This is a genomic window from Rhizobium sophoriradicis, assembly GCF_025200795.1.
GTDB classification, from domain to species: Bacteria; Pseudomonadota; Alphaproteobacteria; order Rhizobiales; family Rhizobiaceae; genus Rhizobium; species Rhizobium sophoriradicis.
Genome location: NZ_CP104152.1, coordinates 3,512,854 through 3,537,815, shown reverse-complemented (window position 1 = coordinate 3,537,815; position 24,962 = coordinate 3,512,854). Strand labels below are relative to the sequence as shown.

The window sequence follows — 24,962 nt, the reverse complement described above, 5'->3', positions numbered from 1 at the left end:
TCACAGCGATTTTGAAGATTGGTGAACGGGCCGGATGAGACCGATCTCAGCTGCCCGCCCGCTCCATCTCCTCGCGCTGAGTCATCGCGGCGGCGAGCAGCTTCTGGAAGCGCGGGTCGTCGCGGATGTTGTCGAGGTCGGAATCATTGTTGAACCATTTGATATGGTAGACGGAGCTGTGCGGCAGCAGCTTCTCCAAAAGGTCGATCGCCTGGTCGACATCGCCGAGGACGGAATAGACGCAGGCGAGATTATACTGGGCGACAATATCGTCGGGATCGATGGCGATCGCCCGCGCCGCCCAGTCGCGTGCACGTTTGACATCGCCGAGATGGGCAAGCGCCAGCGCGCCGCGATGGGCGGGGCCGGAATTTTCCGGATTGAGATTGAGCGCACGTTCGGCGCGCAGCAAGCCGAGGCGCGCCCAGTTTTCCCTGTCCACCCCGCGGCCGAGCGAATGGTAGGCGGCCATCAGATGGATCGGCGAGACATAGTCGTCAGGGCGGATTTCGGCGGCGCGGGTGAAATATTGAACGGATTCGGCAAAGTTTCCGTGCATGAAGAAGAACCGGGCATAATGGAAATTCGCCTCGAAGAGGTTCGGGTCGAGTGTCAGGGCTCGTTCGAAAGCCGCCGCAGCCCGATCGTCGTAGCCGCTCTGATGCAGGGCCAAGCCGTGCGAGGCATGGGCCTCCGGAAGATCCGGATCGAGCGCGAGCGCGCGGGCGCTCATCTCGAGGATGCGTCCCAGCGGCACATCGTCCGGCGCCCAGTCGCGGATCGCGGCGTCGCAATCGGCGATGCCGGCATAGGCGCGGGCATAATCCGGATCGAGCTCGACTGCCTTGCAGAACATGCGCCTGGCGAGCTGCAGATAGGATTTCGTCCAGGTGTGGGAAAGCTGGCGGCCCCGGAGATAATAGGTATAGGCCTCGACATTGGCCGTCGGCTCGTTGGCGATCGCCTTCTTTTCTTCCGGCAGCAGGCGCACCTTCAACTGGCCGACGATCGCATGGGTGATCTCGTCCTGGATGGCGAAGATGTCGGTGAGGTCGCGGTCGTAGCGCTCGGCCCAGAGATGATCGCCGTTGGCGGTATCGATCAGCTGGCCAGAGATGCGCACGCGCTTGTCGAAGATGCGCACACTGCCTTCGAGCACATAGCGCACGCCGAGTTCCTGGGCGAGCCGCTTCAACTTCACCGATATGCCCTTGTAGGTAAAGATCGTATTGCGCGGCACGACGTGCAGGCTGGAAATCTTGGAGAGATCGGTGATGATGTCTTCGGTGATGCCATCGGAGAAATAATCCTGGTCGGCGTCGCCGCTCATATTGGTGAAAGGCAACACCGCGATGAAGCAGGTATTGCGGTTCTGCGCGGTGAGCCTGGCGGAAGAGGGCGGCGTGAGGGTGACGGTATAGACCTGCACGGGCTGCCGGATGTTCTTGAGCATGTGTTCGCCGATAAATTCGAAGCCAAGATTGAGGCGCGAGCCGACCTGATCGCGCACCGAAGCCGACACGGCGATGCCGCCGGGCGCGGCGATACGCTCGAGTCTGGCGGCAAGATTGACGCCGTCGCCGAAGATGTCGCCGTTTTCGACGACAACGTCGCCGAGATTGATTCCGATACGGAATTCGACGCGCTCATCCTTAGGAACGTTCTCGTTGCGGGTCGACATGCTGCGCTGGATTTCGGCGGCGCAGGCGACCGCATTCACCACGCTCTGGAACTCGGCAAGGATGCCGTCGCCGGTGAGTTTGACGATCCGGCCCTTGTAGTCCGAAATCCTGATATCGACCAGCTCGCAGCGATGGCGGTTCAGCGCCTGCAGCGTGCCTGACTCATCGACGCCCATCAGTCGGCTGTAGCCGACGACATCCGCAGCGAGAATAGCGCTCAGTCGTCGTTCCATGACCCCTCCCATGGATCTTCCCAGAATAACCCAGCTTTTTATAGAGTTTTTGTCGCGCAGAGTCGTCCCCCGAAATAGAAATTCGGGCGGTTTCGACGGTTTGACGCGGTAGCGCACCCTATATCGTCGCCAATCTTCATCAATACTCTAAAAGGGTGAAGGATGGCCTCGATTGCTAATCCTTTGTGGTGAACAAGGGTGCGCGTCGGCGGAAACGAAATATACGGCTTGGTGAAAGCTTGCCGGTTGGCATCGAAAACCATTAGTGATCGAGTTGCGCCCGGCCTGATCGAGGGTCCCGCTCCGGCGCGCCCTTGCTCCCATCCGCACGCTCGGGCATTGTTGCGGCATGCGGAGTATTTTCATCTTACTGCTGGCGTTCTGGCCGGGTTTTGCCCTGGCTGATCAGGCCTTCTATCCGGCGAAATCGGGCAAGGCCGAGGCGCCGGTGCTGACCGTCTATTCCTCGCTCGACGAGCCGCTGGCGCAGCCAATGATCCGGGGTTTTCAGGAGGCCAATCCCGATGTCGCCGTCAGATACGAGGATATGCTGACCGGCGAAATCTATGACCGGATCGTCGGGGAGACGGATGCCGGCAAGAAGACTGCGGATTTTGCTTTCTCCTCGGCGATGGACCTGCAGGTGAAGCTTTCGAATGACGGCTATGCGCAGGTCAGCAATCTGCCTATGAGCGCCGCATGGCCGAAATGGGCGAATTGGCGCAACACCGCCTATGCGCTGACCTTCGAGCCGGCGGTCTTCGTCTATCACAAGCCGAGCTTCGCGCATGAGCCGGTGCCAAGCTCGCGGGCGGAATTCGTCGATTATCTGAAGCGCAAGGGCAATGCGGTCTATGGCCGGATCAGCACCTACGATATCGAGCGGTCCGGTGTCGGCTTTCTGTTCATGGCCCGCGACCAGGAGCAGTTCGGCGACATCTGGTCGGTGATCGGCGCGATGGGCGCGGCCGGCGTCAAGCTTTACTCGACGAGCTCGGCGATCCTCGAACGCATCGCCGACGGGCGCTTCGTGCTCGGCTACAATATCCTCGGCTCCTACGCCGCCGACTGGGCTTCGCGGCATCCCGATGTCGGGATCGTGCTGCCAAAGGACTATACGGTGGTGATGTCGCGGATCGGGCTGGTGCCGCAGGCGGCCGCCGAGCCGGAGCTCGGGCGTCGCTACCTTGCCTTTTTCATGTCGAAGGAGGGCCAGACGATCATGGCGCGCGAGCTGCAGATCCCCGCTGTCAGCCCCGAGGTGGCCGGCGAGAACACCGCCAATACGCTGCAGGAGCTGCTCGGCGCGCAACTTCGGCCAGTGCCTGTCAGCCCCGGGTTGATGGTCTATCTCGACCAGGTGAAGAGAGCGCGGCTGATCGCGCACTGGAACGAGGTCCTGCGGGCGCAGTGAAGGAAGGCGTGTTCTTTCGAAAAGCCAGGGTTGACAGGGGTTAAATGGCCTGTGGTCCCGCAAGCAATTCAGCTTTCCGGCTGTGGTTCGCCATATCAAGCTCGGTCCACAGGTCTGCGGCCTCAGTCAATCTCCTGAGCCGCGCGTAGAGATCGCAGCCCGGTTGACGATTTCCCCATTTCAGGCAGTCTTCAAATTTTTCGCGGCGCTCCTGCGCGCTCAGCGGGTCTTGCACTGAACCCTTTGCATGGAGACGTTGTCGGTGCAGCGTCGTCCCGTCCGACAGCCGCACGGTCACAATATGCGGCAACCGCTCATTTCCTCTTTCTTCGTCGGCTGAATAGGATTCCATCGTTATGCGTTTTGCCAGCATCCTCACATTCGCTCGCGAAACGGCAGAACGCGTGAAATCGCCAAGGCTGACGGATCCTTTCAGGAAGGCTGTCGCCAGACAGTATTGCATCGAGAAGCGGGCCTGCATCTCGTCTGCGGGCTCCGCATAGGCGAGGTTGCGAAAGGCGGAGACGCCGACCTTGGTGTCGATCGACACGATGTCGTCCGCCGTCAGTCCATAGTCTCGTTTAAGCTCGAGCAGCGCATCGATTGCCCGGTGGGTCGATGCGCAGCATGGATGTCGCTTGGTGACCAAGCCGCGTCTTTCGATGATATGGTCCGGCTCCGGTCGCAGATCGGTCCATGCCCGCGGGTCGTCTCCGCCAAAAAGATCCAGAAATCCCTGCGGCCTTTCCAGGATGTCGAGCCGGCCTCTGATGCCAGCGATGGCGAGCCGCGCCGCCTCAACCGCATTTCGGGCTGCAATGCCTGCATGAAGCGGCTTGGCCAGAGTACCGAACTGACCTTTGGGGCCGCAGGCGAGCGACGCTGCAAGGCTCATCGCCTGCGCCGTCTCCTCCTCGCCTGCGCCCAGCAACTCAGCCACGCCCGCAGCGGCGCCGATTGCGCCGACCGTCGCCGTTCCATGCCAGCCCCTGTTGTAATGCGAGGGATTGACGCCGAAACCCACGGCGGCCTGCGCGTCCAGGCCTGCAAGATATGCTCCGAGAAAAGCGCCGCCGCTTACCGGGCGACCTGCTGTAACCGTGGCCAGCAATGCAGGGACGAGGACCGCGGATGCATGGGCGCGGGCAGGATGGAAATTGTCGTCGAAATCCAGTGCATGCGCTGCAGTTCCATTGACGAGCGCGGCAATGGAGGTGGGCGCGCCGCCGCCGGCCACGAGCCAGGCGGTTCCTCCGCCTGCGATTTCGCTTGCGAAAGCCGTGGTTACGCCGGTGACGGCCGGATCTCCAGCGCCGGCGATCATGCAGCCAAAAGTATCGGCGACGGCATCGATTGCCCGTTCAATGGAAGTTTCAGAGAAATGCTTTCGGGATGAAAGCTGGGCCGCGATGCGCTGCAGAACGGTGGTCATTGACGAAACTCTTTCCATGGTCTTCGGTCGAGACTGGAAATTGTTCTGCTTTTGACAGCGCTGCAATCTTATGCAGTTCTCGAATAAGGCTACCGAGGAAAGTCATCACATGGTTAGGGCAGTCAGCGCAGGGATCAGCCTCAAGCATATCGAGGCCTATGACGCGATCGCGGCAACGGGATCGACGATCGCCGCCGCCCTGGAACTCGGCATTTCACAATCCAATGCCAGCCGGCTGCTGCAGCAGCTTGAAGACTATCTCGGCGTCCGTCTGTTCGAACGTGACAAGAACCGGTTGTCTCCGACCCGTGAAGGCCGGCAGCTCGGGCCGGATATCCGCGCTATTTCGGATCGGTTGCGGGAGCTGAAAACGGCGGCGGTGGAGTTGGAAAGCGGTCGTTCACGCGAGATGCTGCTGCGCCTTGCCTTCCCGGCCAGCCTGTCATCCACCGTGCTTCCCCACATGATCAAGGCCTTCTTCGGCGCCCATGGTCCGGTGCGCGTGGAGCTCGCTTCCGGCAGCTATCTGGCGATCGAGAGGATGGTGGCGGATGGAGAGGCCGATATCGGCTTCGCTCGCCTGCCGCTGGCGACGCCCGGACTGCGGCAGGAGAAACAGCTCTTCTCCCGCATCGTCTGCGCTCTTCATGCCGATCATCCATTGGCAAAACAGAGCGCTCTGACAATATCGGACCTTAAAGGGCAGGACCTCATCGTCCTCAACCGTGAGAGGCCTGTTCGGCACGAGCTGGAGGCACTTTTCTATCAGGGCGGCCTACGCCAGCGCCCGCTGCTCGAGGCACATTCAGTGGCCAGTGCATGTGCGCTGGCTGCCAATGGTTTGGGGATCGCCCTGGTGGGCGACATCATCGCGCGCGAATACGCGACCCTGCCGCTGCGTTTCGTGCCATTGGCGCCGGAAGTGCCGGTGACCTATTGCCTCGTCAGCGGTGAGAAGTATCCCTTGGCCAAATCCGCAGGCCTCTTTCTGGAAAGCATCGCCGAGTGGCGCTGGGCCGCCGGTGCAGAGGATGCTTCACGATGAACATCAGACAGCTCGAGGTCTTGCGGACGCTGATGTCCACCGGATCGACCATTGCGACGGCCAAAGCAATGGGCCTCAGCCAGTCGGGGGTAAGCCGGCTCCTGCAGCAACTCGAGGCGGACTTGTCCATCGCACTTTTTGTGCGCGACAAGGGACGGCTGATCCCTACCCCCGAGGCGGCCATTCTGGCCCGGGATGCAGAGAATATCCTCTTGGCCGTGGACCGGATGTCCGGGCATGCCCAAGATCTTCGCAGCGGCGCTGCGGGGCCGGAAATCGTGCGGATCGGTCTGCCAAGCAGCATGTGGGAGAACTTCGCGCCGGCCATGCTGGTGGATTACGTGCGGGATTTCCCCAGCGTCCGGATCGAGACGTTTTTCGACACGACCATCGCCATCAACAAGCTGGTCGAGGAGCGTGTGCTCGATATCGGCTTCCTGCGTATGGAAGGGGAAATCGGCCTCGGCATTGAAGTCGAGCAGGTGGCGAGCGGGGAAAGCGTCTGCGTCATCCCGAGAGATCACCGGCTGGCAGAACTGGCGGAGATTTCCGCCAAAGACCTGCGCGACATACCGCTGGTTCTGATCGGCCGACAAAGGCCCAATCGTATGGCGCTTGATCAGAGCTTCAAACAGGCAGGCGTGAAACAGATCGTCAAGATCGAAACCCATACGAACAGTTCTGCTTGTTCCTATGTCGCCCACGGCCTCGGTGTCACCATTATCAGCAGCTTCTACGCAAATCTCTATCGCCATCTCCCCGTCGTGCATCGCCCGTTCATTCCGCATGCACGTCAGCAGTTCGGGCTTGCACGTGCTGCAGGTGTTCCACTGTCGATTGCAGCTCAAGCCCTCAGCGACGCATTGAAACGGCAGATCCAGCTGTCGCAAAAAGACATATGAATCAGACCCTTGCTCCGCCAGGACTTGTGAGGCGCACCGTTTCTGTCAGCCTATCATTCTGCATAAACCTATGACGGTTACGCATAATATTGCGGAGATTTTTTCATTCCGTCATAGTCTCCCCTAACGAAACCGATGGCGGCGTAGGCTCTGCCGATGGGGAACACATGATACGCTTCATTCTTAACCGCCTGTTGATGGCATTGCCGACGATCGCCCTTGTGGCCGTCACTGTTTTCGCACTTATCCGACTGATCCCCGGCGATCCCGCCGCCCTGATGCTGGGTGACATGGCACAGCCTGACCAGGTGGCGGCGATGCGCATCGAGCTTGGGCTCGACAAATCGATGATTCAGCAATTCGTCATCTGGACCGGGAATGTTCTGCAGGGTGATTTCGGCCGTTCCATTGTCAATGGCGAGGCGGTGCTACCGCTTGTCGCTTCCCGCTTTATGGTCAGTGCCGAGATTGTCGTCATTGCCGTATTGCTGGCGAGCGTCATCGCAGTGCCCGCCGGCGTGATCGCGGCGTGGAGACAGAACAGTCTGACGGACCTGGCTCTGGTGGGCACGGCAACAGTACTGCTTTCCATTCCGACTTTTTGGCTTGGCCTCCTGCTGCTGCTGTTTTTCGGCCTGAAGCTCGGCTGGTTGCCGGTTCTCGGTTATGTCTCGGTCGGCGACAACATAGCCGGCGGAATGCTGTATCTGGTCCTGCCGATCATGACACTGGTGATCCATGAAATGGGCGTTCTGATCCGCATGGCGCGTGCTTCGACATTGGAAGTTCTGCGCCTGGATTACATTACGCATGCGCGGGCGAAAGGCCTTTCGGAAAGCGCGGTCCTCTGGCGCCATGCCTTCAAGAACGCGTTTGGCCCTACATGGACGGTTATCGGCCTGATCCTCGGCAATCTGCTTGGCGGCATCGCGGTGATCGAAACCGTCTTCACCATTCCGGGTCTTGGCCGTCTGATGGTCGATAGCATTTTTGCCCGTGATTACCCGGTCATCCAGGGGTGCCTGCTGTTCGTGGCGCTATCCTATGTTCTGGTCAATCTGGTGGTCGATCTCCTCTATCCCTTCTTCGATCCGCGGGTGGTTGCCGAATGAAAAAGTTCACTTTCAACGGCCTCATCGGCAGCATTTTGATTGCCAGCCTGCTGATCACCGCCGCAGTTGGTCTGTTCTGGACCCCGTATGATCCGATGAAACTCGGCTTTGCAGTAAGGCTTGCTGCTCCCGGCGGCGCTCATCTGCTCGGGACCGACGAGTTCGGGCGCGATGTACTCAGCCGCTTGATGGTCGGTGCGCGGGCCAGTGTATGGATCGGGACGCTGACCGTCGGTTTCGCGACCTTCTTCGGCACGTTGATCGGTGTTGTCAGTGGCTATGTTCGCGGCTGGGTCGATGGCGTCATCATGGCGATCAACAATGCGCTACTGGCATTCCCCGGCATTCTGCTGGCGTTGGGTCTGCTGGCTGTATTCGGCGCCAATCAATACGGCATCATCTTCGCACTCGGCATTGCCTACACGCCGTCCATGGCGCGGGTGGTGCGCGGCGCGGTTCTGTCGTTGCGGGAGCGGGAGTTCATCGAGGCCTCCAGGGTGATGGGCAACAGCGAGCTTTTCACGATGGTCCGCCACATCCTGCCCAATTGCCTTGCCCCGATCACCGTGCTTGCCACGTCGATGTTCGGTTGGGCCATTCTCTCGGAAAGCGCTCTGAGTTTCCTGGGTCTTGGCGTGCCGCCACCGGCGCCCACCTGGGGCAACATGCTGGCCGCTGGCCGCCCTTTCATCCAGCAGGCCGTGTGGCTCGGCCTATTTCCCGGCCTCTGCATCGCGCTGACGCTGCTCGGCATCAATCTTCTGGGCGATGCCCTTCGTGACAAGCTGGATCCGCGTATGAGGGGGCTGAAATGACCGGCGACACGCTTTTGAACGTTTGCGGTCTCTCGCTTGAGGTTGCAGGGACCGGCCTGCACGTCGTCAAGGACGTCGGCTTCGACATAGCGCCAGGCGAGATTGTCGGCATTGTCGGCGAGAGCGGCTCAGGCAAGACGCTGGCGACCCGCGCGCTGATATCGCTGCTGCCGGCGGCGGTCCGCGTGACTGGCGGAACGGTGCGCTACAAGGGCCGCGACGTGCTTTCAATGAGCAACAGCGATCTTCGCGCTATGCGGGGCCTGGAGATTGGTGTCGTATTCCAGGAACCGATGACGTCCCTCAATCCATCCATGACCATCGGCCGTCAGTTGGAGGAGGGGCTTTTGTTGCACACGAAGCTGGCGCCGGCAGAGCGGCGTGCGCGCATCCTCGACATGCTGAAGCGCGTCGGCATTCTCAACCCTGAAGGCGCCCTCACTTCCTACCCGCATGAGTTTTCCGGCGGCATGCGCCAGCGCATCATGCTGGCCTCCGTCATGCTGCTGAAGCCGGCATTGCTGATCGCCGACGAGCCGACCACGGCGCTGGATGCGGTGATCCAGCGCGACGTGATGGAGTTGATGGTCGATTTGACGACTGCGGAAGGGACGGCCGTCCTCCTGATCAGCCACGATCTGCCGATGGTTGCTCGATATACCGATCGCATCATCGTCATGGAGAAGGGGGCGATTGTAGAGCAGGGGAGAGCGGACGAACTCCTCGCGACGCCACAGCATCCCTACACATGCAAGCTCCTCTCCTCGCTTCCCTATCGCGGTGAAACGCGTGCCATCGACAAGAGCAAAGCGCCGATGGTGTCGGCGCAGAACATCGTCGTCGATTATCCCGGCCGCCGGTCGTTCCTGAAAAAGGGGCGGGGAAAGCGGGCCCTGCATGGCGTCAGCATCCATATCCACGAAGGCGAGGTGGTGGCGCTCGTCGGCGGCTCGGGTTCGGGCAAGACGACGCTCGGCCGCACGATCGCCGGCCTTGTCAAGGAAAGCGGCGGAACGATCAAATTCCAGGGCCGGTCCCGCGACGAAGATTGGAGGAACTACCGGCTGGATTGCCAGATGGTGTTCCAGGACCCCTATTCCTCGCTTGATCCGCGCATGACCATTCTCGCGCTTGTCGAAGAGGCCTTGCGTCTGGTGCCGAACCTGAACGGCGAGGGCAAGCGACGACGGGCCCTCGAAACGCTCGAGGAAGTGGGCCTGGGGAAAGACTATGCCAGCCGCTATCCGCATGAATTGTCAGGCGGCCAGCGGCAGCGCGTCGCCATTGCCCGCGCCATCGCGCGCCGGCCGAAATTCCTGATCGCCGACGAGCCGGTGTCAGCCCTCGATGTCACCGTCCGTGCACAGGTGCTCGACCTCTTCTCGGATCTGCAGAAACGCTACGGCTTTTCCTGCCTTTTCATCAGCCACGATCTTGGCGTGGTCGAGCAGGTGGCTGACCGCGTGGTGGTGATGCAGGAGGGCCGCATCGTCGAGCAAGGCGATCGCGGCGCGATCTTCGACAGCCCGAAGGAGCCCTACACGCGTCGTCTCCTCTCGGCCATCCCCGCGCTCGACCACAATGCAAGCGGTGGTGTCACACTCAAATGGCGTTTGGAGAATTAGCGTGGCGATCGTAACGACAACGGCTGATGCGGCCGAACAACTTCATGCAATCTGCGATGCACAGCCATTCGTGACGCGGTTTATGGTGCGCAATCTACGCTCGGGTGAAACGATCAAGCGTGGCGCTGATGAAGAAACGCCTTCGGCGAGTACCCGCAAGACCTCAATCATGATGGCGGCGCTCAGGGCCGTTCATGAAGGCCGACTCGATCTCGAGGAGCCGATCACCTACGAGGCTCGTTTTGCCCAGGAGGTGGCGAGCGGCATGTTTCGCTATCTGACGCCGGGCATCGTGATCTCGTTGCGTGATGCGATCACCGGAATGATGGTGCTGAGCGACAATGTGTGCACCAAGATGGTTTTCGAGCGGCTGACGCTCGAGGAGGTCGATGGCTATTGCAAGTCGATCGGCATGAGCGGCACCCACCACCGCTTTCTGATCCCGCCCTTGGCGCTATCGCCGGACCACTCGTTGCGATCCGTCACCACGACCACGGCGCGCGACCAGGTTTTTCTTCTGCAGGCAATCCTCGACGCACAGTTCTCGCAACAAGCGGCCGACACATTGCGCTGCTCGCAAGCGCTCTGCCGCTATGCGCTCGAGACCCTGAAGAACCAGATCCTGCGCTATGCGATCCCGTCGAGGCTGCCCTTCGGTACAGTCGTCGCGCACAAGGGCGGCACGGGCAAGCGCGGCCGTATGAACGCCGGCATCGTCTATCGGGGCGAAGAGCCCTTCTATGCGATTGCCGTATTCACGGATGAGGTACCCCAGGTCATGCCTGACGGCACGCCGGGTTATACGATCGCGCTCGAAACCATTGGCCGGCTCTCGCGGGCCTGCTGGGACAATTTTCAACGGTAATCATCAGCAAAACAAAGAGGGTGGAACAATGAAGAAAATTCTTCTCGCCGGCACGATACTGCTCGGCATGGCAAGTCTCGGGCACACGCGTGACATCGTCATTGCCCAGAGTTCGGATCTGCGCAGCAGCAATCCCGGCGTCAACCGGGACGGAAATACCGATGGTGTTATCCTGCATATCGTCGAGGGCCTGGTCGGCTACAATAACAGCGGCGAGGTCAAGCCGCTGCTCGCCAAGAGCTTCGACGTCAGTGGCGACGGCCTTACATATACATTCCACCTTCGCGGCGATGCGAAATTCCACAACGGCAAGGCGTTGACGGCTGACGACGTCGTTTGGAACTGGAACCGCTATCTCAAGCCCGAGACGAAATGGACGTGCCTTTCCGATTTTGCGCCAAGTGGCGCCGCCCCCGTGACAGGTGTGAAGGCCGTTGACGCATCGACCGTCCAGATCACGCTCGAGAAGCCCTCGGCCGTTTTTTTGGGTCTGATGTCGCGTCCGGAATGCGGCTACACGGCCATCATCTCTCCCGATTCTCTCGCTGCGGACGGCAGTTTCGTCAAACCGGTCGGGACCGGTCCGTTCATGTGGGACGAATGGAAAAAGGGCGAGTACATCCGCCTTGCCAAATTCACTGACTACATCTCGCCCGAAAATGACGGCAAGCCCGACGGGATGGTTGGCTCAAAGCGGCCTTTGGCCGACGGCATCAAGTTCATGGTCATTCCTGACGCATCCACCGTCAAGGCGGGACTGGAGTCCGGCGTCCTCGACACGGCAGAGATATCTCCGGACCTTATTCCGGAAATCAAGGCGAGCGATAAGCTGCAGCTGATCGTCGCCCGCAACAACGGCAAGAACTTGTTCTACATCCAGACGCGCGACAAGGTATTGAGCAAGCCCGGCGTGCGGCGGGCGATGGCAATGTCGCTCGACCTTGGCGAGCTTGTCGCAGCCGCCTCAAATGGAACCGGCGAGGCGAACGGCTCGATGGTGTCGCAGGATTCTGTTTATTTCGACGATACCCAGAAGCAGAGGCTGCCTTACGACATCGAGGCGGCGAAGAAGGAATTGGCCGATGCCGGCTACAAGGGCGAGCCGATCACCATCATTGCCAACAAGCGGGGCAATGTTCCAAGCTTTCCCGCCGCGGTTATGGCGCAGGCGATGATGCAGCAGGCCGGATTGAATGTGCAGATCGAAGTTCTCGATTACGCAACGCAAGTCGACCGCCGCCGGTCCGGCAACTATCAGGTGATCTCGCAATCCGTCGCCCCGCGGCTCGACCCGGCTCTGATGTACAGTTTCTATGTCGGCAACAAGGACAAGAATGCTTCGCTGATGTGGGACGATCCAAAGGCCGTGGAACTGATGAAGGCGGCTTACATCGAGGCCGACCCGGCCAAGCGTCAAAGGATCTTCGACACGTTCCATGAGCTGATGCTGAAGGAGATGCCGGGCATTTTCCTTTACGACATGGTCGACGTGTGGGGTGCGACGAAGACGTTGAAGGGCCAGCCGGTCTGGCAGTCGAACGCCCGCCTCTGGGAAGTTTCGGTCGACTGAAAATCTTGCGGCGCCGAGGCGGAGCGCGGCACTTGACATTGGCAACTCGACAAGACCGGCAGGCTCGCCTGCCGGACCGATATCTCATGCCTGAAGAAAGCAAGGATAAGCGATGAGCAAAGAAGCATTGGACGAGATCGTTTCGGCGATCGAGCGTATGCGGCCCGCCTGCGAGGTGCTGAGCGACAGGATTTGGGATCTAGCCGAACTGAAATTCGAGGAGAAGGGCTCTTCCGGTCTGCTGGCAAAGGCCCTTGAGGAGGAGGGCTTTGCTGTGCGTCGCGGCGTTGCCGACATCGAGACCGCCTTTATCGCAGAAGCGGGCGCGGGCAAGCCGATCATCGCATTTCTTGGGGAATTCGACGCACTTGCCGGCATGAGCCAGGTTGCAGGCATCGCCGAGCAGCGTGCGGTTACGACTGGCGCGACCGGACATGGCTGCGGTCACAATCTTCTGGGCGTCGGGTCGTTGATGGCGGCCGTCGCGCTAGCCAACTATCTAAACGACAAAGGCATTTCCGGAACCGTCCGTTGCTATGGTTGCCCGGGCGAAGAAGGAGGCTCGGGCAAGACCTTTATGGTGCGTGCGGGAGCGTTCGACGACGTGGACGCGGCGCTCACCTGGCATCCCGCACCGTTCAACGGTGTCCGCTCCACAAACAATCTTGCGGTGCTAGAATATTATTACCGCTTCAAGGGCGTTGCGGCCCACGCTTCCAATGCTGCGCATCTCGGCCGGTCCGCCCTCGATGCTGTCGAGCTTATGAATGTCGGCGTCAATTTCCTGCGCGAACACATGCCACAGGACTGCCGAGTGCATTATGCCATTACCGATGCCGGCGGCCGGGCTGCCAATGTCGTGCAGGCGCAGGCCGAGGTGCTTTATCTCATCAGGGCGCCGGACATGCCACAGGCTCTCAATCTCGCCGCGCGCGTGGAAAAAGTCGCGCGCGGCGCCGCGATGATGACGGAGACCGACGTGGAGATCGTCTTCGATACGGCTTCCACGAACCTTCTCCCGAATATTACGCTGGAAACGACGATGCATGAAAACATGATGGCGCTCGGCCCCGTCGCCTTCGACGAAACCGATATCGCCTTTGCGCGTCGCATCCAGAAGACGTTTACCGACGAAGCCATCGCCAGCAGCATCGGGCTGTATCAGATCGGGCGCGACGTTTTCTCCGCTGCCAAGATCGATGGCGCGATGCCGCTCCATCTCGGGCTGCGGCATTTCGAGGGCCATTCGCACTTTCGGGCGGGCTCGACCGATGTGGGCGATGTGAGCTGGGTGACCCCCACGGCCCAATGCTGGGCTCCTGCCTGGGCCATCGGCACCAACCCGCATACATGGCAGGTCGTTGCGCAAGGAAAGGCGCCCGCTGCGCATAAGGCCATGGCGCATGCAGCCAAGGCTCTCGCCCTGACCGGTCTTTCCCTGGTGAAATCACCGGAGCTGATGAAGGCGGCCAAGGCCGAATGGATGGAGAAGACCGGTGGAAAGCCTTACATCTGCCCGATCCCGACGGATGTGATGCCGGGAGCGGTGAGCAGCTGAAAGCAACACGGCGGATCCGCCGCGCGGGCAATTACGGCAAAAAAGTGTCCTTTCCTCCTGGATATCTTGCCGATGTCAGCTAAATGACAGCTTGTTGTGGTGGCTTTGGCTACTTCTTCTCCGTGGAGGCGGAGAACTGAAGTCTTGGGAGGTCTTCCGTTCGTCATTCAGGACAATTGTGTCCGCCGGCCGGCTACCCTCCCGATTCCCTGGAGAATAACAGGCGGCGCGCTCAGCCGCCCACGGAGGACACATCGTGAAGCATACGTTCATCGCAACCATTATCGCAGCGGCCATCGCGCTGCCGGCCTATGCGGCCGACTACACCATCATCGCGCCGGCCGCTCCCGGCGGCGGCTGGGACCAGACGGCCCGCTCGCTGCAGACCGCGCTGCAGCAGGAGAAGATCTCCGGCAACGTGCAGGTCCAGAACGTTCCCGGCGCCGGTGGCACTATCGGGCTGGCGCAGTTCAGCAGCCAGGCTGCCGGCAACCCGAACTCGCTGATCGTCGGCGGCTATGTCATGGTCGGCGCCATCCTCACCAACAAGTCGCCGGTGACCCTCAAGGACGTTACGCCGATCGCCCGCCTTACCGGCGAATACGAGGCCGTCGTTGTTCCCGCCTCGTCCGATATCAAGACCATGGCCGATCTGGTCGCCGCGCTGAAGAAGGATCCGGGCTCGGTTTCCTGGGGCGGCGGTTCGGCCGGGGGCACCGACCACATCACCGTCGGTCTGATCGCCAAGGCAGCCGGTGTAGACCCGACCAAAATCAACTATGTCGCCTTTTCCGGCGGCGGCGAGGCGCTTGCAGCCATTCTCGGCAGCCAGGTCACTGCCGGAGTATCGAGCTACAGCGAGTTCGAATCGCAGGTGAAAGCGGGCACGCTGCGTCTTCTTGCCGTGTCGAGCGACAAGCGTATCGACGGCGTTGATGCCCCGACGCTGAAGGAAGCCGGCACCGATGTCAGCATTCAGAACTGGCGCATGGTTGCCGCTGCTCCTGGCCTGTCGGCAGAGCAGGTCGCGGCCATCACCTCCGATTTCGAGAAACTGCACGGCTCCGCCACCTGGCAGGAAATTCTGAAGACCAAGGGCTGGGCCGACACCTATCTGTCCGGCGACGCGTTCAAGGCGCAGCTTGAAAAGGATGTCGCTGCCACTGAAGGCATTCTCAAAGAGATCGGACTTGTTCAATGAGCGGGGATAACTCCTCGGCAACCACGCGCCGCCCTGATTGGGCGGCGTTCATCATTGCCGCTTTCCTCTTTGTTGTCGCCGGCGTGATGTTCTGGGATGCATCGCATCTGAAGACAATCGCGCAGTATGACCGCATCGGCCCGGCAACGATGCCCCAAGTGGTGGCCTTCGGCCTCTTCTGTCTTGGGATCTGGACCATCGCCGAAGCTTGGCGCGGCGAGTTTCCGGAACGCGATCGGCAGGAAGTGGCGCCCGTCATCTGGATCATTGCCGGTCTTGTCGGACAGATGCTGCTTCTGCGTCTTGCCGGCTTCTCGATCGCCACCGGTCTGCTGTTTGCATTCACTGCACGCGGTTTCGGCAAGCGGAAGCTCTGGATCTCGCTGCCGTTCGGCATCGTCTTCAGCTTCGTCGTCTGGGCGATCTTCTCGCAGCTGCTGCAGCTGACGCTGCCGGCCGGCCCGCTCGAACGCCTGTTCTTCTGACGGCGCGCGCTGTCAGCACTTTTTATTTTTGCGCAGTGCCGGATCGCGTAACGCACGGCCGGGAACGCGCTTGGGATATCAAGATGAGCACATTCGAATTCCTATGGCAGGGGATCATGGTTGCGATGCAGCCGATGAACCTGGTTTATGCGCTGGTCGGCGTGACGCTCGGCACTGCCGTCGGCGTGCTGCCCGGCATCGGACCCGCACTCACCGTGGCGCTGCTGCTGCCCGCCACCTATAAGCTCGACCCCGGCGGTTCGCTGATCATGTTCGCCGGCATTTATTACGGCGGCATGTATGGCGGCTCGACCACCTCGATCCTCTTGAATACACCGGGAGAAAGCGCCTCGATCGTCACCGCGCTCGAGGGCAATAAGATGGCGCGCGCCGGGCGCGGCGGGCCGGCGCTGGCGACAGCGGCGATCGGCTCCTTCGTCGCCGGGTTGCTCGCCACACTCGGGCTCGCCTTCATCGCGCCCTATATCGTCAAGCTGGCGCTGGTCTTCGGGCCGCGTGAATATTTCGCACTGATGGTGCTCGCCTTCGTCACCGTCTCCTCGGCTTTCGGCGATTCGGCACTGCGGGGGCTGACCTCGCTGTTCATCGGCTTTGCGCTCGCCATGGTCGGCATCGACCAGCAGACAGGGCAGGCGCGGCTTTCCTTCGGCATACCAGATCTGCTTGACGGTATCGAGGTGACGACGCTCGCGGTGGCGATGTTCGCGATCGGCGAGACGCTTTATATCGCCGCGCAGGGCAACCGCCTTGCGGACAAGGTCGAGGCCGTGAGGGGCTCTCTGTGGATGAACGCGCAGGACTGGGCGCGCTCGTGGAAAGCCTGGCTGCGCGGCGCGGCGATCGGCTTTCCGATCGGCGCCATGCCGGCGGGCGGTGCCGAAATCGGCACCTTCCTGTCCTATGCGACGGAAAAACGGCTGGCGAAGAACCCCGAGGAGTTCGGCCATGGCGCGATCGAAGGCGTGGCCGGTCCGGAGGCAGCGAACAACGCATCTGCGGCCGGGACGCTGGTGCCGCTGCTGACGCTCGGTCTGCCGACGACGGCGACGGCGGCGATCATGCTGGCCGGCTTCCAGCAATACGGCCTGCAGCCCGGGCCATTGTTGTTTGCCACCAACCCGCAGCTCGTCTGGGGCCTGATCGCCAGCCTGCTCATCGCCAATGCCATGCTCCTGGTCTTGAACCTGCCGCTGATCGGCCTCTGGGTGCGGCTGCTGACCATTCCAAAGCCGTGGCTCTATGCGGGCATCTTGCTGTTTGCGACGCTCGGGACGATCGGCGCCAACCCGTCGGTGTTCGAACTCGGCATGCTGCTGGCTTTCGGCCTGCTCGGCTACGTGATGCGGCTCTTCGGCTATCCGATTGCGCCGACGGTCGTCGGCCTGATCCTCGGGCCGCTGGCCGAACAACAGTTGCGCCGGGCACTGGCGATCAGCCAGGGCGACGTCACGACCCTCGTCATGTCGCCGATCGCAGCCGGTCTGCTCGTTGTCGCCGCAGCCGCCTTCCTCATCCCGCTGATCCTGCGGCTGCGCGGCCGGGGACAGGTGCTTGCGCAGCTGGCCGCAAACGAAGACTAAAAAGACAAACTTACCCCTGCCTCAAGGCCGGCCATGGAGACATGCGCCGGCCTCTTCTTTTTGCATAGCTGAGGTGATTTTACGTGCATTGTGGATCGGTCCGTGCGCTGCCATCTATCAGTGGTCAATCATAGAGAAAGAGGAAAAGGACAATGTCCGCCATCCGTAATTCAATCCGTGCCGGCTTTCTGGGCCGGGCATTTGCTACGCTGAGCGCCGCAAATGCCGTCAGTGCCGCTGTCGAAGCCGGTCGCCGTCCGCGCGCCCGTGACCTTCAGGATCTTGGCATCGACCCGGCCTCCTTCGGTCAGGTCATCCGTTAAGCCTTGCACGGCATGCACGAATGAAACAGCCCGCAACCGGTTGGTAGCGGGCTTTATTTTGTCCGACTGACAGCCGCAACGCTGAAGCGCGTTGCGACCTCAATCAAATGCCGCGTCAGGCGTGCAGTTCTTCTCGGTTACTGGCGTGATCTTCCACCCGTACGCGCCTGTTGTGGCGGATGGACGACCAGAGCGACAGGCCGATCAGGACCGCGCCGCCGAGGCCGGTGATTACCTCGGGAATATGCACCAGGGTCTGCGCATACATGATCACCGAGAGGATCAGGATGGCGTAGAAGGCGCCATGTTCGAGGTAGCGGTATTCGGCAAGCGTTCCCTTTTCCACCAGCATGATCGTCATCGAGCGCACATACATGGCGCCGATGCCGAGGCCGATGGCGATGACAAACAGGTTCTGCGTCAAAGCGAAGGCGCCGATGACCCCGTCGAAGGAGAAGCTGGCATCCAGCACCTCCAGATAGATGAAGGCACCGAGGCCGCCCTTGGCGGCAGCGCTCATCGTCTGCTGCGACGCATCGAGCAGTTCGCCGACGACCTCGACCGCGAGGAAGGTGAGCAGGCCGTAAATGGCGCAATGGACGAAGACGCTGGCTTCCTCGCCGCCGATCAGCCAGGAGAACACAAGCATCAGCGCCAGCACGAAGGCGATTTCAATGCCCCTGATGGTGGCCGAGCGCGCCATCACCTTTTCCAGGCCGCGAAGCCAATGGATCTTCTTCTCGTGGTCGAAGAAATAGCTGAGGCCGACCATCATCAGGAAGGTGCCGCCGAAGGCTGCGATCGGCAGATGCGCATCGTTCATGATGCGGGCATATTCAGCGGGTTCGCGGGCAGCCAGCACCAGCGCGTCCCAGGGGCCGATCCGCGCCGCGATGGCGACGATCGCCAGCGGAAAGACGATGCGCATGCCGAAGACGGCAATGATGATGCCCCAGGTAAGGAATCGGTGCTGCCAGACCGGCGTCATCTCCTTCAGCTTGTTGGCATTGACGATGGCATTGTCGAAGGAGAGTGAAATCTCCAGCACCGCAAGCACGGCACAGATGAAGAAGACGGTCGCCATGCCGCCGATCGTGCCTGTTGTCTGCCATCCGAGCACGGCGCCGAGAACGAGACCTAGGGCAGTGACGATGAACGCCCAGCGAAAATAGCTGAGCGAGGATTTATCGGTCCCGATCTGATTCATGGCCGCACCTCGCGGCCGCAAATCTTGCTGGGAAGGGTGAAGAGGGAAAAACGAAGCACGCCACAATAGGCATGCGGATAAGGCATGGTGAGCTTTTTCATCGATGAAAAATCCGCCGGCTGAGCTGCAGGCGGTACCGACATCACGAGAGCGCCGTAAAAACTCTCGCCAGAGGGGCCCGGCACCAATGTTCCCCGCAGCCGATGTCTGGGAGGCTGCGGATATGCCCTAGGTAATGAACTTCCCATACCAGTCAAGCCCAATCGCGACACAGAAATCGGCATTTTTTAGGGAACCATCCGGCCCCCCGCCCGTTAGACTTCGGTTGAGCTTGAAGGAGGCCGATGATGCACACCTCGACCCATGTTCCTGACAAACGCACGGAAGCGTCCGACCGCATGAAGCGGGCACGGCCGAACCGCATGCAGAAAGCGCAGGTGCTGCCGCCGCATCATGTCGACCTGACCCTGACGCCCGGCGTCATCCACGACATTCATGTGCCGGCCCATGTGACCGGTGCCGACCTCTCCAAGGGCGGCCCCGACATCAAAAGCAAAAAATGAAGCTGCCCTTTGGCACTCCGGCAAATCGAAAGAGGATAAGAAGCATATGACTGTGAACTTTGTGCCCCGCGATATCTTCATCCGGCACGAAAATGAATGGAAGGCCGTTCGTGAAGCGGCCGACGAACGCATCGATATCGGCAAGCGCCAGCGACCGTTCGGCACATCCGGCAATCACCCGGCATCGGTTGGGAAAGGCGATGCTTCGGCCGCACGATCCGAGTAGGCAGCAGACAATAATCTCAGCATGGGCGCCCGGCATGAAGCCGGGCGTTTTGCTTGTCTATCGCCTCTCATCCCGGTCGACACGTTGCCCGGAATTATAGCCGAGCCACTGCTCGAGCTTGCCGAAGGCGAAGAGAACGCAAATTGCAGCAAGCGTCGTGAAGAAGGCAACCGGCCAATAGCCGAAGCCCATGGCGAGGCCGATCGCGCCGGAGAGCCACATGCCCGCGCCCGTCGTCAGTCCATGGATGCGACCCCTGGCAAAGACGATCATCCCCGCGGCCAGGAAGGCGACGCCTGCGGTCACGGCTTCGATGACGCGCAGCGGATCGATGCGGACCTGCTGGCCATCGGCGAAGCCCGGCATATGCACGGCCTCGATGGAAATTATGGCGAAGAGGGCAGCGGCAAGGCTGATCAGAATATGCGTACGGAAGCCGGCAGGGCGATCGCGCGCCTCACGTTCGAAACCGATGAGCCCGCCAAAGACGATGGCGCCGAGCAGGCGGGCGAAGATAACGGGATAGTGGATGCGCGATGCCGGTATCATATCGGCGATAATAAGATCCATGGAAATTCCTTCAGGGGTATCGGATTCTTCGCTGGCTAACGTCGTAGCGCGGGATTTGTTCGGCTTTTGCCGGCCACGCGTTTCGACTTCTGCGCCCACATTCATGATCGAGCCTGGCCGCCGGAGGGAAGGATCGGTGGAGGATACATTATCCTTCTGTCGCGCCAACCTTTCGGAAAGGATTGGGCGGCGATAATCCCGGCCTCACGGGATTCGGACAGATGGCCAAGACAGCGACACGCGGCCGCCGCAAGGCGCCGGCGAGAGGAAAGAGCAAGGCGCGCAGCGGCGGTGGCGGACTGCTGCCGTGGATGGTGATCGGCGTTGCCGCATTCGCAGGCATCGCCGCCTATGACAATTGGAAGAGTATCAAGCCGATGCTGAGCAAACAGCCGGCTGTGGCGATGCGGGAGAGCGCGGAGACGAAGCCCGCAATCAGGAGGGATGCGCCACCGAAGCAGGTGGCGCTTGCCGCGCCGGCGCCGAAAGTGACGCCGCCCGCGCAACCATTGCCACCGGCGGCCATTCCCACGCCGACGGCTCAGCCGGTAAAGGCGACGCCGTCTGCTTCTTCTCCCGCGACCCCGCAAACCGGTACGGGCGCCTTCGGCTATTGCGGGCAGGGGGCCCACATCAATTGCGTCGGCGACGGCGGTGTCTTCTGGTACAAGGGCGAAAAGATCGTCATTGCCGACATGGAAAGCCCGGTGGCCGACCGGGCGCGCTGCGATGACGAACGCCGGGTGGCCTTTGCCGCCAAGTTGCGTCTGCTGTCGCTGCTGAACGCCGGACCCTTCACCATGAATGCGGCTGGAAAGACCGACCCTGCAGGCGCGCCGCGCGTGGTCTCGCGTGACGGGCGCTCTTTCGGCGTGCAACTGATCAATGAGGGACTGGCGCACAAGCCAGGGGCTGCCGGCGGCGCCTGGTGCGCCGCCTGACGGAAGCTACTTGCCCTTTTTCACCAGTTTGCCGCCGGTACGGAAGCTGCCGGTGAAGGAGGAATCCTTGCTTTCGGCGGTGCATTCGATCGCGATCGGCTTGCCGGCATAGGGATTGCCGAAAGTGCAGAATCCGGCGACCTTGACCTGACCGGTCATCTTGTTGCCGACGCCTGTCGTGACCAGGCTGAGCGGGAGGCGGGCATTGCCATTGGACGCGGGCTTGATCCCGGCGCCATCGCCCTGGAAGCCGAGCGCCTTGCCATCCGACGTGAAGATGAACGTCACCAAGCCGTTGGCCAGCGTAACGCTGGCAAGCTCGTTCTTGCAGCCCTTGGTGGCGTCGAACTTGGCGACGACAAGCTTGGCGCATTTGCCGGAAAGCGTAATGACGCCGGGAGCGCCGGGAAAAGTTTCGGCGGGAGAGGCCGGCGCGGCGGTCGCCGGCAATGCAAAGGCAGCGGACAAAAATGCGGCGGCGGCAAGCGCGGATAAGTTCATTTCGATTTCAAACCCCATGTGCTGGCGAGGCGAATCACTGCCTCATCCTCGATTCGCCATGGCATGGTTCTGTGTCCGAATTTGGTTCCGCCATTCCCGCTTAACAAGATTATCACCGGCTGCGGGCGATCTTGAACAAGCCCGTTGAACTTGCTGGCCGGAAGGCTCGGCAATGGCGCAGCTGCCAGTTATCGACAACAGGCCGGCATGATATGACGGTGGCAAGGCACTCATCGAGCGCCTGCCGTCTTGAATGCACTGTCTGATCGGGGGGAATGGGTCCAGGCAGGGAAGTCCAGACCCATTCTTTCCCGATCGGAGGTCAGTCGGATCAGGAATTTGCGGCTGCCGGACGAGCCGGCAGCCCTTTTCATTAGAACGCGCGCTGCAGGCGGAAGTAGCCCGAGGTGACGTCGCTGGCATTGTCCGGATCGAGGTACTGAACCGAAACCTTGGCCGAGAAGTTTTCGACGATCTGGTAGTCGATCGTTACGCCGGCCTTCCAGGCGTTGACGTCATCGTTGAACTCGCCAGCGGTGATGCCGTAGTTGTCGTAGTACTGAACAGCCGGGGTGATCTTCAGCTTGTCAGTTGCCTTGATGGCGTATTCGGCAGCGATCGCCCATTCAGCCTTGTTGTAGTAGGCGTTCGGGTTGGATGCGTAGACGACTGCGAGGCCGAGCGTACCCGGACCGACGGCAACCGTACCCATAGCGCGGACGGCGCCTTCTTCGTTGTCGGTGTCGTAACCGGCAGTGATCTGGTAGCTGAAGATAGCAGCCTTGCCGCCGAGACCGACGGCTACGCCGAAGTTGTTGGCGGTTTCGCCGTTGTAGAACGGGCTGTCTTCCAGCTCGTCAACGCTGATGCCAGCGTAGAATCCGTCGGTTTCGTACTGATAACGGATGGAGTTATGCAGCGTGACCGGCGAGCCGATATCGTCGGTTTCACCCGAGAGGCCGTCGTCCCACCAGCTGTAGAACAGACCAGCGCGGAAGCCAGCGATGTCGAGGTAAGCGGAGTCGAGCTGGGCCTTCTGGGCCGAAGCGTTGTCAGCATTGAACTGCATGACGATAACGCCGGTCAGCGGACCATATTCGGTGTCGCTCTTGGCCGTGAACTGAACCTGGCCGCGCGTACGGGCATCCCAGTCCGAGTCGTTGGCAACGGAACCGCCGCCGCCGGCGCCGATCGAGCTGGCGTTCGGAGCAACGTCAACCTGGAAACGGACATAACCGTTGATCTTGAGGCAGGTTTCGGTGCCGGGGATGTAGAAATAGCCGGTGCCGTAAGCGTCGCAGACGCGGACGTATTCAACCGGTTCCGGCTCGGCAGCAACGATAGCGTCAGCCGCCTGAGCGCCGGATACTGCTGCGAGAGCAGCAGCGGAGCCGAGAAGAAGGCTCTTGATGTTCATGGAATAACCTCCAGTTCAGATGCGAGGGGATGAAGACCGTTGCCATCGGCAGTCCCTACGGATCTTCACCCCGTGTGAGCGAAGCGGCGCCTTTTTGACCAGGTGCCTGCCTCGCCGCGGACGTTACATAGCGGATGTTGCGTCGCAATAAGGATGTTGTTCATGACAGCAGGCTGGCGCAGCTATGTTGCTGAAATAACACGTATTTTGTCACGAATCTGTCACGTGTCTGTCGCAAATCTTGCCGTGAACAACGGTGGGCTGAGCCACGAAAACAATATGCAATTCGTGCTCGCGTAAGCATGTCCTCATATGCGCACACGCCATAACCGCAATCTGTGCGAATCCGGGGATGGCTAATAAGCTGCCGGGGAGAGAGGAGTGGCGACGACCAGTTTGGCGCGCTTGCCGGAAAGCGTAATGACGCCAGCGGTGCCGGGAAGTGTCTCAGGCGCGGCAAAGGCCGGCAAGGCGAGGACGGGGAAACAAGGGCGGCGGCTGCCGGGCGAGAGATCTCCCAACGCTGTCTGCGCCGGCGAACCGCCGTGCGCTGGAAGGTCAGGTATTCGCATGGTGCTGCGACGTAATTGGGGGTGTTCTCGGCTTGAATTGCTGCCTTGACGCCGTGACGAACACCTGTGCCCCAAGAATTCACTCCAGGGTGGCTTCCTTGCGGGCGACATTGCCGCTCACATCGATATCACTGCCCAACATCGCGCTGCCGGTCAGATCGACACCGTAGTCCAGGAGGTTCTGACGCGTCAGGTGAAGCATGATCCGGCCGGCCTGCTCGACCGGTCTGCCGCGCATATGGGAGACGACGTACTCGGCAGTGACGGGGTAGCGTCCCTCAGGAAGGCTGATACCTTTTGCGAGGGAAATCTTGTCGTTGGAAACCACAAGAGTTTTGCGTCGTTTGATGACCTGGGCCAAGTCTAGAACTCCTACTGGTGCAGGTGGATCACACCCGCGAGCGGCGATGTAAAAAGGCCTCTCGATTTCTCGAAAGGCCTTCTAGATCAAGCAATCTGGATGGTGGGCGTGACAGGGATTGAACCTGTGACCCCTACGATGTCAACGTAGTGCTCTCCCGCTGAGCTACACGCCCATCCGATGGCGGCGCATAGATCACAAAACATTCGGAGCCGTCAATAGGCTTTTTTCAGTTTTGTGACGCGCCGCCCGGCAAGCCTTACGCGGCAAGCATTTTGTTGACCTCGTCGACGAGGTCGCGCAGGTGGAAGGGCTTGGAAAGGACCTTGGCATCCTTCGGCGCCTTCGAATCAGGGTTCAGCGCCACGGCGGCAAAACCGGTAATGAACATCACCTTGAGGTCGGGATCGAGTTCGGTGGCGCGGCGCGCCAGTTCGATGCCGTCCATCTCGGGCATGACGATATCGGTCAGCAGCAGGGAAAACGGTTCCTCGCGCAGCCGGTCGTAGGCGCTGGCGCCGTTATCATAAGAAAGGACCTTGTAACCGGCCTTTTCCAGCGCTTTCACCAGGAAGCGGCGCATGTCGTTATCGTCTTCGGCGAGAAGTATCTTCTGAGTCATCAATCCAGACCGCTGATCAATAGGTTTTGGGTGGGGCTGCCAGCCGTTTACACTAGTCTTTGCCCGGTAAACAACCGGTGAATTGCCTGTGCGTGATTGCCATCCCTTCTACATAGTAT

At 60.9% G+C, this 24,962-nt stretch carries 24 protein-coding genes and 1 tRNA gene; 16 read left to right on the top strand and 9 right to left on the bottom strand.

Annotated elements, in window-relative coordinates; translation table 11 throughout:
- Positions 1-46 precede the first annotated feature (46 nt).
- On the bottom strand, positions 47-1,915 hold the full coding sequence (locus N2597_RS17440; RefSeq protein WP_077990683.1) for an adenylate/guanylate cyclase domain-containing protein: 1,869 nt from the start codon (positions 1,913-1,915) through the stop codon (positions 47-49).
- A 349-nt stretch (positions 1,916-2,264) separates the two neighbouring features.
- On the opposite strand from N2597_RS17440, the gene N2597_RS17435 reads away from it, so the two are divergent.
- On the top strand, positions 2,265-3,329 hold the full coding sequence (locus N2597_RS17435) for an ABC transporter substrate-binding protein (protein WP_038691285.1): 1,065 nt from the start codon (positions 2,265-2,267) through the stop codon (positions 3,327-3,329).
- 40 nt (positions 3,330-3,369) lie between these two features.
- On the opposite strand, the gene N2597_RS17430 is transcribed toward N2597_RS17435, so the two are convergent.
- Positions 3,370-4,761 (bottom strand): MmgE/PrpD family protein, encoded by a 1,392-nt coding sequence (locus N2597_RS17430; RefSeq protein ID WP_009994636.1) that lies wholly within the window; start codon positions 4,759-4,761, stop codon positions 3,370-3,372.
- A 109-nt stretch (positions 4,762-4,870) separates the two neighbouring features.
- Between N2597_RS17430 and N2597_RS17425 the strand changes: the two genes are divergently transcribed.
- The 12 genes from N2597_RS17425 (at position 4,871) to N2597_RS17370 (ending at position 17,863) form a co-directional block, all read left to right on the top strand.
- Positions 4,871-5,806 (top strand): LysR family transcriptional regulator, encoded by a 936-nt coding sequence (locus N2597_RS17425; RefSeq protein ID WP_183598216.1) that lies wholly within the window; start codon positions 4,871-4,873, stop codon positions 5,804-5,806.
- Positions 5,803-6,708 carry a LysR family transcriptional regulator gene (locus N2597_RS17420; protein WP_183598218.1) on the top strand — a complete coding sequence of 302 codons (906 nt, stop codon included), beginning with the start codon at positions 5,803-5,805 and terminating at the stop codon, positions 6,706-6,708. Before N2597_RS17425 ends, N2597_RS17420 begins: the two co-directional genes overlap by 4 nt.
- Positions 6,709-6,875: 167 nt before the next feature.
- Positions 6,876-7,820, top strand: a complete 945-nt coding sequence (locus tag N2597_RS17415) for an ABC transporter permease (RefSeq protein ID WP_009995199.1) — start codon at positions 6,876-6,878, stop codon at positions 7,818-7,820.
- Complete coding sequence (locus N2597_RS17410) at positions 7,817-8,635, top strand: ABC transporter permease (RefSeq protein ID WP_077990679.1); 819 nt, start codon at positions 7,817-7,819, stop codon at positions 8,633-8,635. The genes N2597_RS17415 and N2597_RS17410 overlap by 4 nt, the downstream gene beginning before the upstream one ends.
- A complete protein-coding gene (locus tag N2597_RS17405) occupies positions 8,632-10,260 on the top strand; it encodes an ABC transporter ATP-binding protein (protein ID WP_077990678.1) in 1,629 nt (542 codons plus the stop codon). The genes N2597_RS17410 and N2597_RS17405 overlap by 4 nt, the downstream gene beginning before the upstream one ends.
- A gap of 82 nt (positions 10,261-10,342) precedes the next feature.
- Complete coding sequence (locus N2597_RS17400) at positions 10,343-11,125, top strand: serine hydrolase (RefSeq protein WP_225881408.1); 783 nt, start codon at positions 10,343-10,345, stop codon at positions 11,123-11,125.
- A gap of 28 nt (positions 11,126-11,153) precedes the next feature.
- Positions 11,154-12,695, top strand: coding sequence for an ABC transporter substrate-binding protein (locus N2597_RS17395; protein WP_183598222.1), 1,542 nt, complete (start codon positions 11,154-11,156; stop codon positions 12,693-12,695).
- A 112-nt stretch (positions 12,696-12,807) separates the two neighbouring features.
- Positions 12,808-14,253, top strand: coding sequence for a M20 family metallopeptidase (locus N2597_RS17390; RefSeq protein ID WP_183598224.1), 1,446 nt, complete (start codon positions 12,808-12,810; stop codon positions 14,251-14,253).
- Between the two features lie 256 nt (positions 14,254-14,509).
- Entirely contained in the window at positions 14,510-15,454 is a 945-nt protein-coding gene (locus tag N2597_RS17385) for a Bug family tripartite tricarboxylate transporter substrate binding protein (RefSeq protein ID WP_038691282.1), read from the top strand.
- The gene (locus N2597_RS17380) at positions 15,451-15,939 is read left to right on the top strand and encodes a tripartite tricarboxylate transporter TctB family protein (protein WP_064683230.1); all 489 of its coding nucleotides are present in this window, start codon (positions 15,451-15,453) and stop codon (positions 15,937-15,939) included. Before N2597_RS17385 ends, N2597_RS17380 begins: the two co-directional genes overlap by 4 nt.
- An 83-nt stretch (positions 15,940-16,022) precedes the next feature.
- Positions 16,023-17,540 carry a tripartite tricarboxylate transporter permease gene (locus N2597_RS17375; RefSeq protein ID WP_077990673.1) on the top strand — a complete coding sequence of 506 codons (1,518 nt, stop codon included), beginning with the start codon at positions 16,023-16,025 and terminating at the stop codon, positions 17,538-17,540.
- Positions 17,541-17,692: 152 nt separating this feature from the next.
- On the top strand, positions 17,693-17,863 hold the full coding sequence (locus N2597_RS17370; protein WP_086156371.1) for a hypothetical protein: 171 nt from the start codon (positions 17,693-17,695) through the stop codon (positions 17,861-17,863).
- Positions 17,864-17,978: 115 nt separating this feature from the next.
- Here N2597_RS17370 and N2597_RS17365 read toward each other — a convergent pair whose 3' ends face one another.
- Complete coding sequence (locus N2597_RS17365; protein WP_038691276.1) at positions 17,979-19,070, bottom strand: DUF475 domain-containing protein; 1,092 nt, start codon at positions 19,068-19,070, stop codon at positions 17,979-17,981.
- Positions 19,071-19,414: 344 nt separating this feature from the next.
- Between N2597_RS17365 and N2597_RS17360 the strand changes: the two genes are divergently transcribed.
- Positions 19,415-19,633, top strand: coding sequence for a hypothetical protein (locus tag N2597_RS17360; protein WP_009983518.1), 219 nt, complete (start codon positions 19,415-19,417; stop codon positions 19,631-19,633).
- A 46-nt stretch (positions 19,634-19,679) separates the two neighbouring features.
- Complete coding sequence (locus N2597_RS17355) at positions 19,680-19,859, top strand: hypothetical protein (RefSeq protein ID WP_009983521.1); 180 nt, start codon at positions 19,680-19,682, stop codon at positions 19,857-19,859.
- A gap of 57 nt (positions 19,860-19,916) precedes the next feature.
- Here N2597_RS17355 and N2597_RS17350 read toward each other — a convergent pair whose 3' ends face one another.
- Positions 19,917-20,429, bottom strand: a complete 513-nt coding sequence (locus tag N2597_RS17350) for an MgtC/SapB family protein (protein ID WP_038691273.1) — start codon at positions 20,427-20,429, stop codon at positions 19,917-19,919.
- A gap of 221 nt (positions 20,430-20,650) precedes the next feature.
- Between N2597_RS17350 and N2597_RS17345 the strand changes: the two genes are divergently transcribed.
- Positions 20,651-21,370 carry a hypothetical protein gene (locus N2597_RS17345; RefSeq protein ID WP_106796006.1) on the top strand — a complete coding sequence of 240 codons (720 nt, stop codon included), beginning with the start codon at positions 20,651-20,653 and terminating at the stop codon, positions 21,368-21,370.
- A gap of 6 nt (positions 21,371-21,376) precedes the next feature.
- Here N2597_RS17345 and N2597_RS17340 read toward each other — a convergent pair whose 3' ends face one another.
- The 5 genes from N2597_RS17340 to cpdR1 all read right to left on the bottom strand — a co-directional run bounded on the left by N2597_RS17340 (position 21,377) and on the right by cpdR1 (position 24,843).
- Positions 21,377-21,871, bottom strand: coding sequence for a hypothetical protein (locus tag N2597_RS17340; protein ID WP_183598226.1), 495 nt, complete (start codon positions 21,869-21,871; stop codon positions 21,377-21,379).
- Between the two features lie 373 nt (positions 21,872-22,244).
- Positions 22,245-23,288: a porin gene (locus N2597_RS17335; protein ID WP_183598228.1), complete on the bottom strand. Its 1,044-nt coding sequence runs from the start codon at positions 23,286-23,288 to the stop codon at positions 22,245-22,247.
- 651 nt (positions 23,289-23,939) lie between these two features.
- On the bottom strand, positions 23,940-24,221 hold the full coding sequence (locus N2597_RS17330; protein ID WP_009997131.1) for a hypothetical protein: 282 nt from the start codon (positions 24,219-24,221) through the stop codon (positions 23,940-23,942).
- A 100-nt stretch (positions 24,222-24,321) separates the two neighbouring features.
- Positions 24,322-24,396: transfer RNA gene (locus N2597_RS17325), tRNA-Val, on the bottom strand.
- Between the two features lie 84 nt (positions 24,397-24,480).
- Positions 24,481-24,843, bottom strand: coding sequence for a response regulator CpdR1 (gene cpdR1 / locus N2597_RS17320; protein ID WP_003542883.1), 363 nt, complete (start codon positions 24,841-24,843; stop codon positions 24,481-24,483).
- Positions 24,844-24,962: the final 119 nt, after the last annotated feature.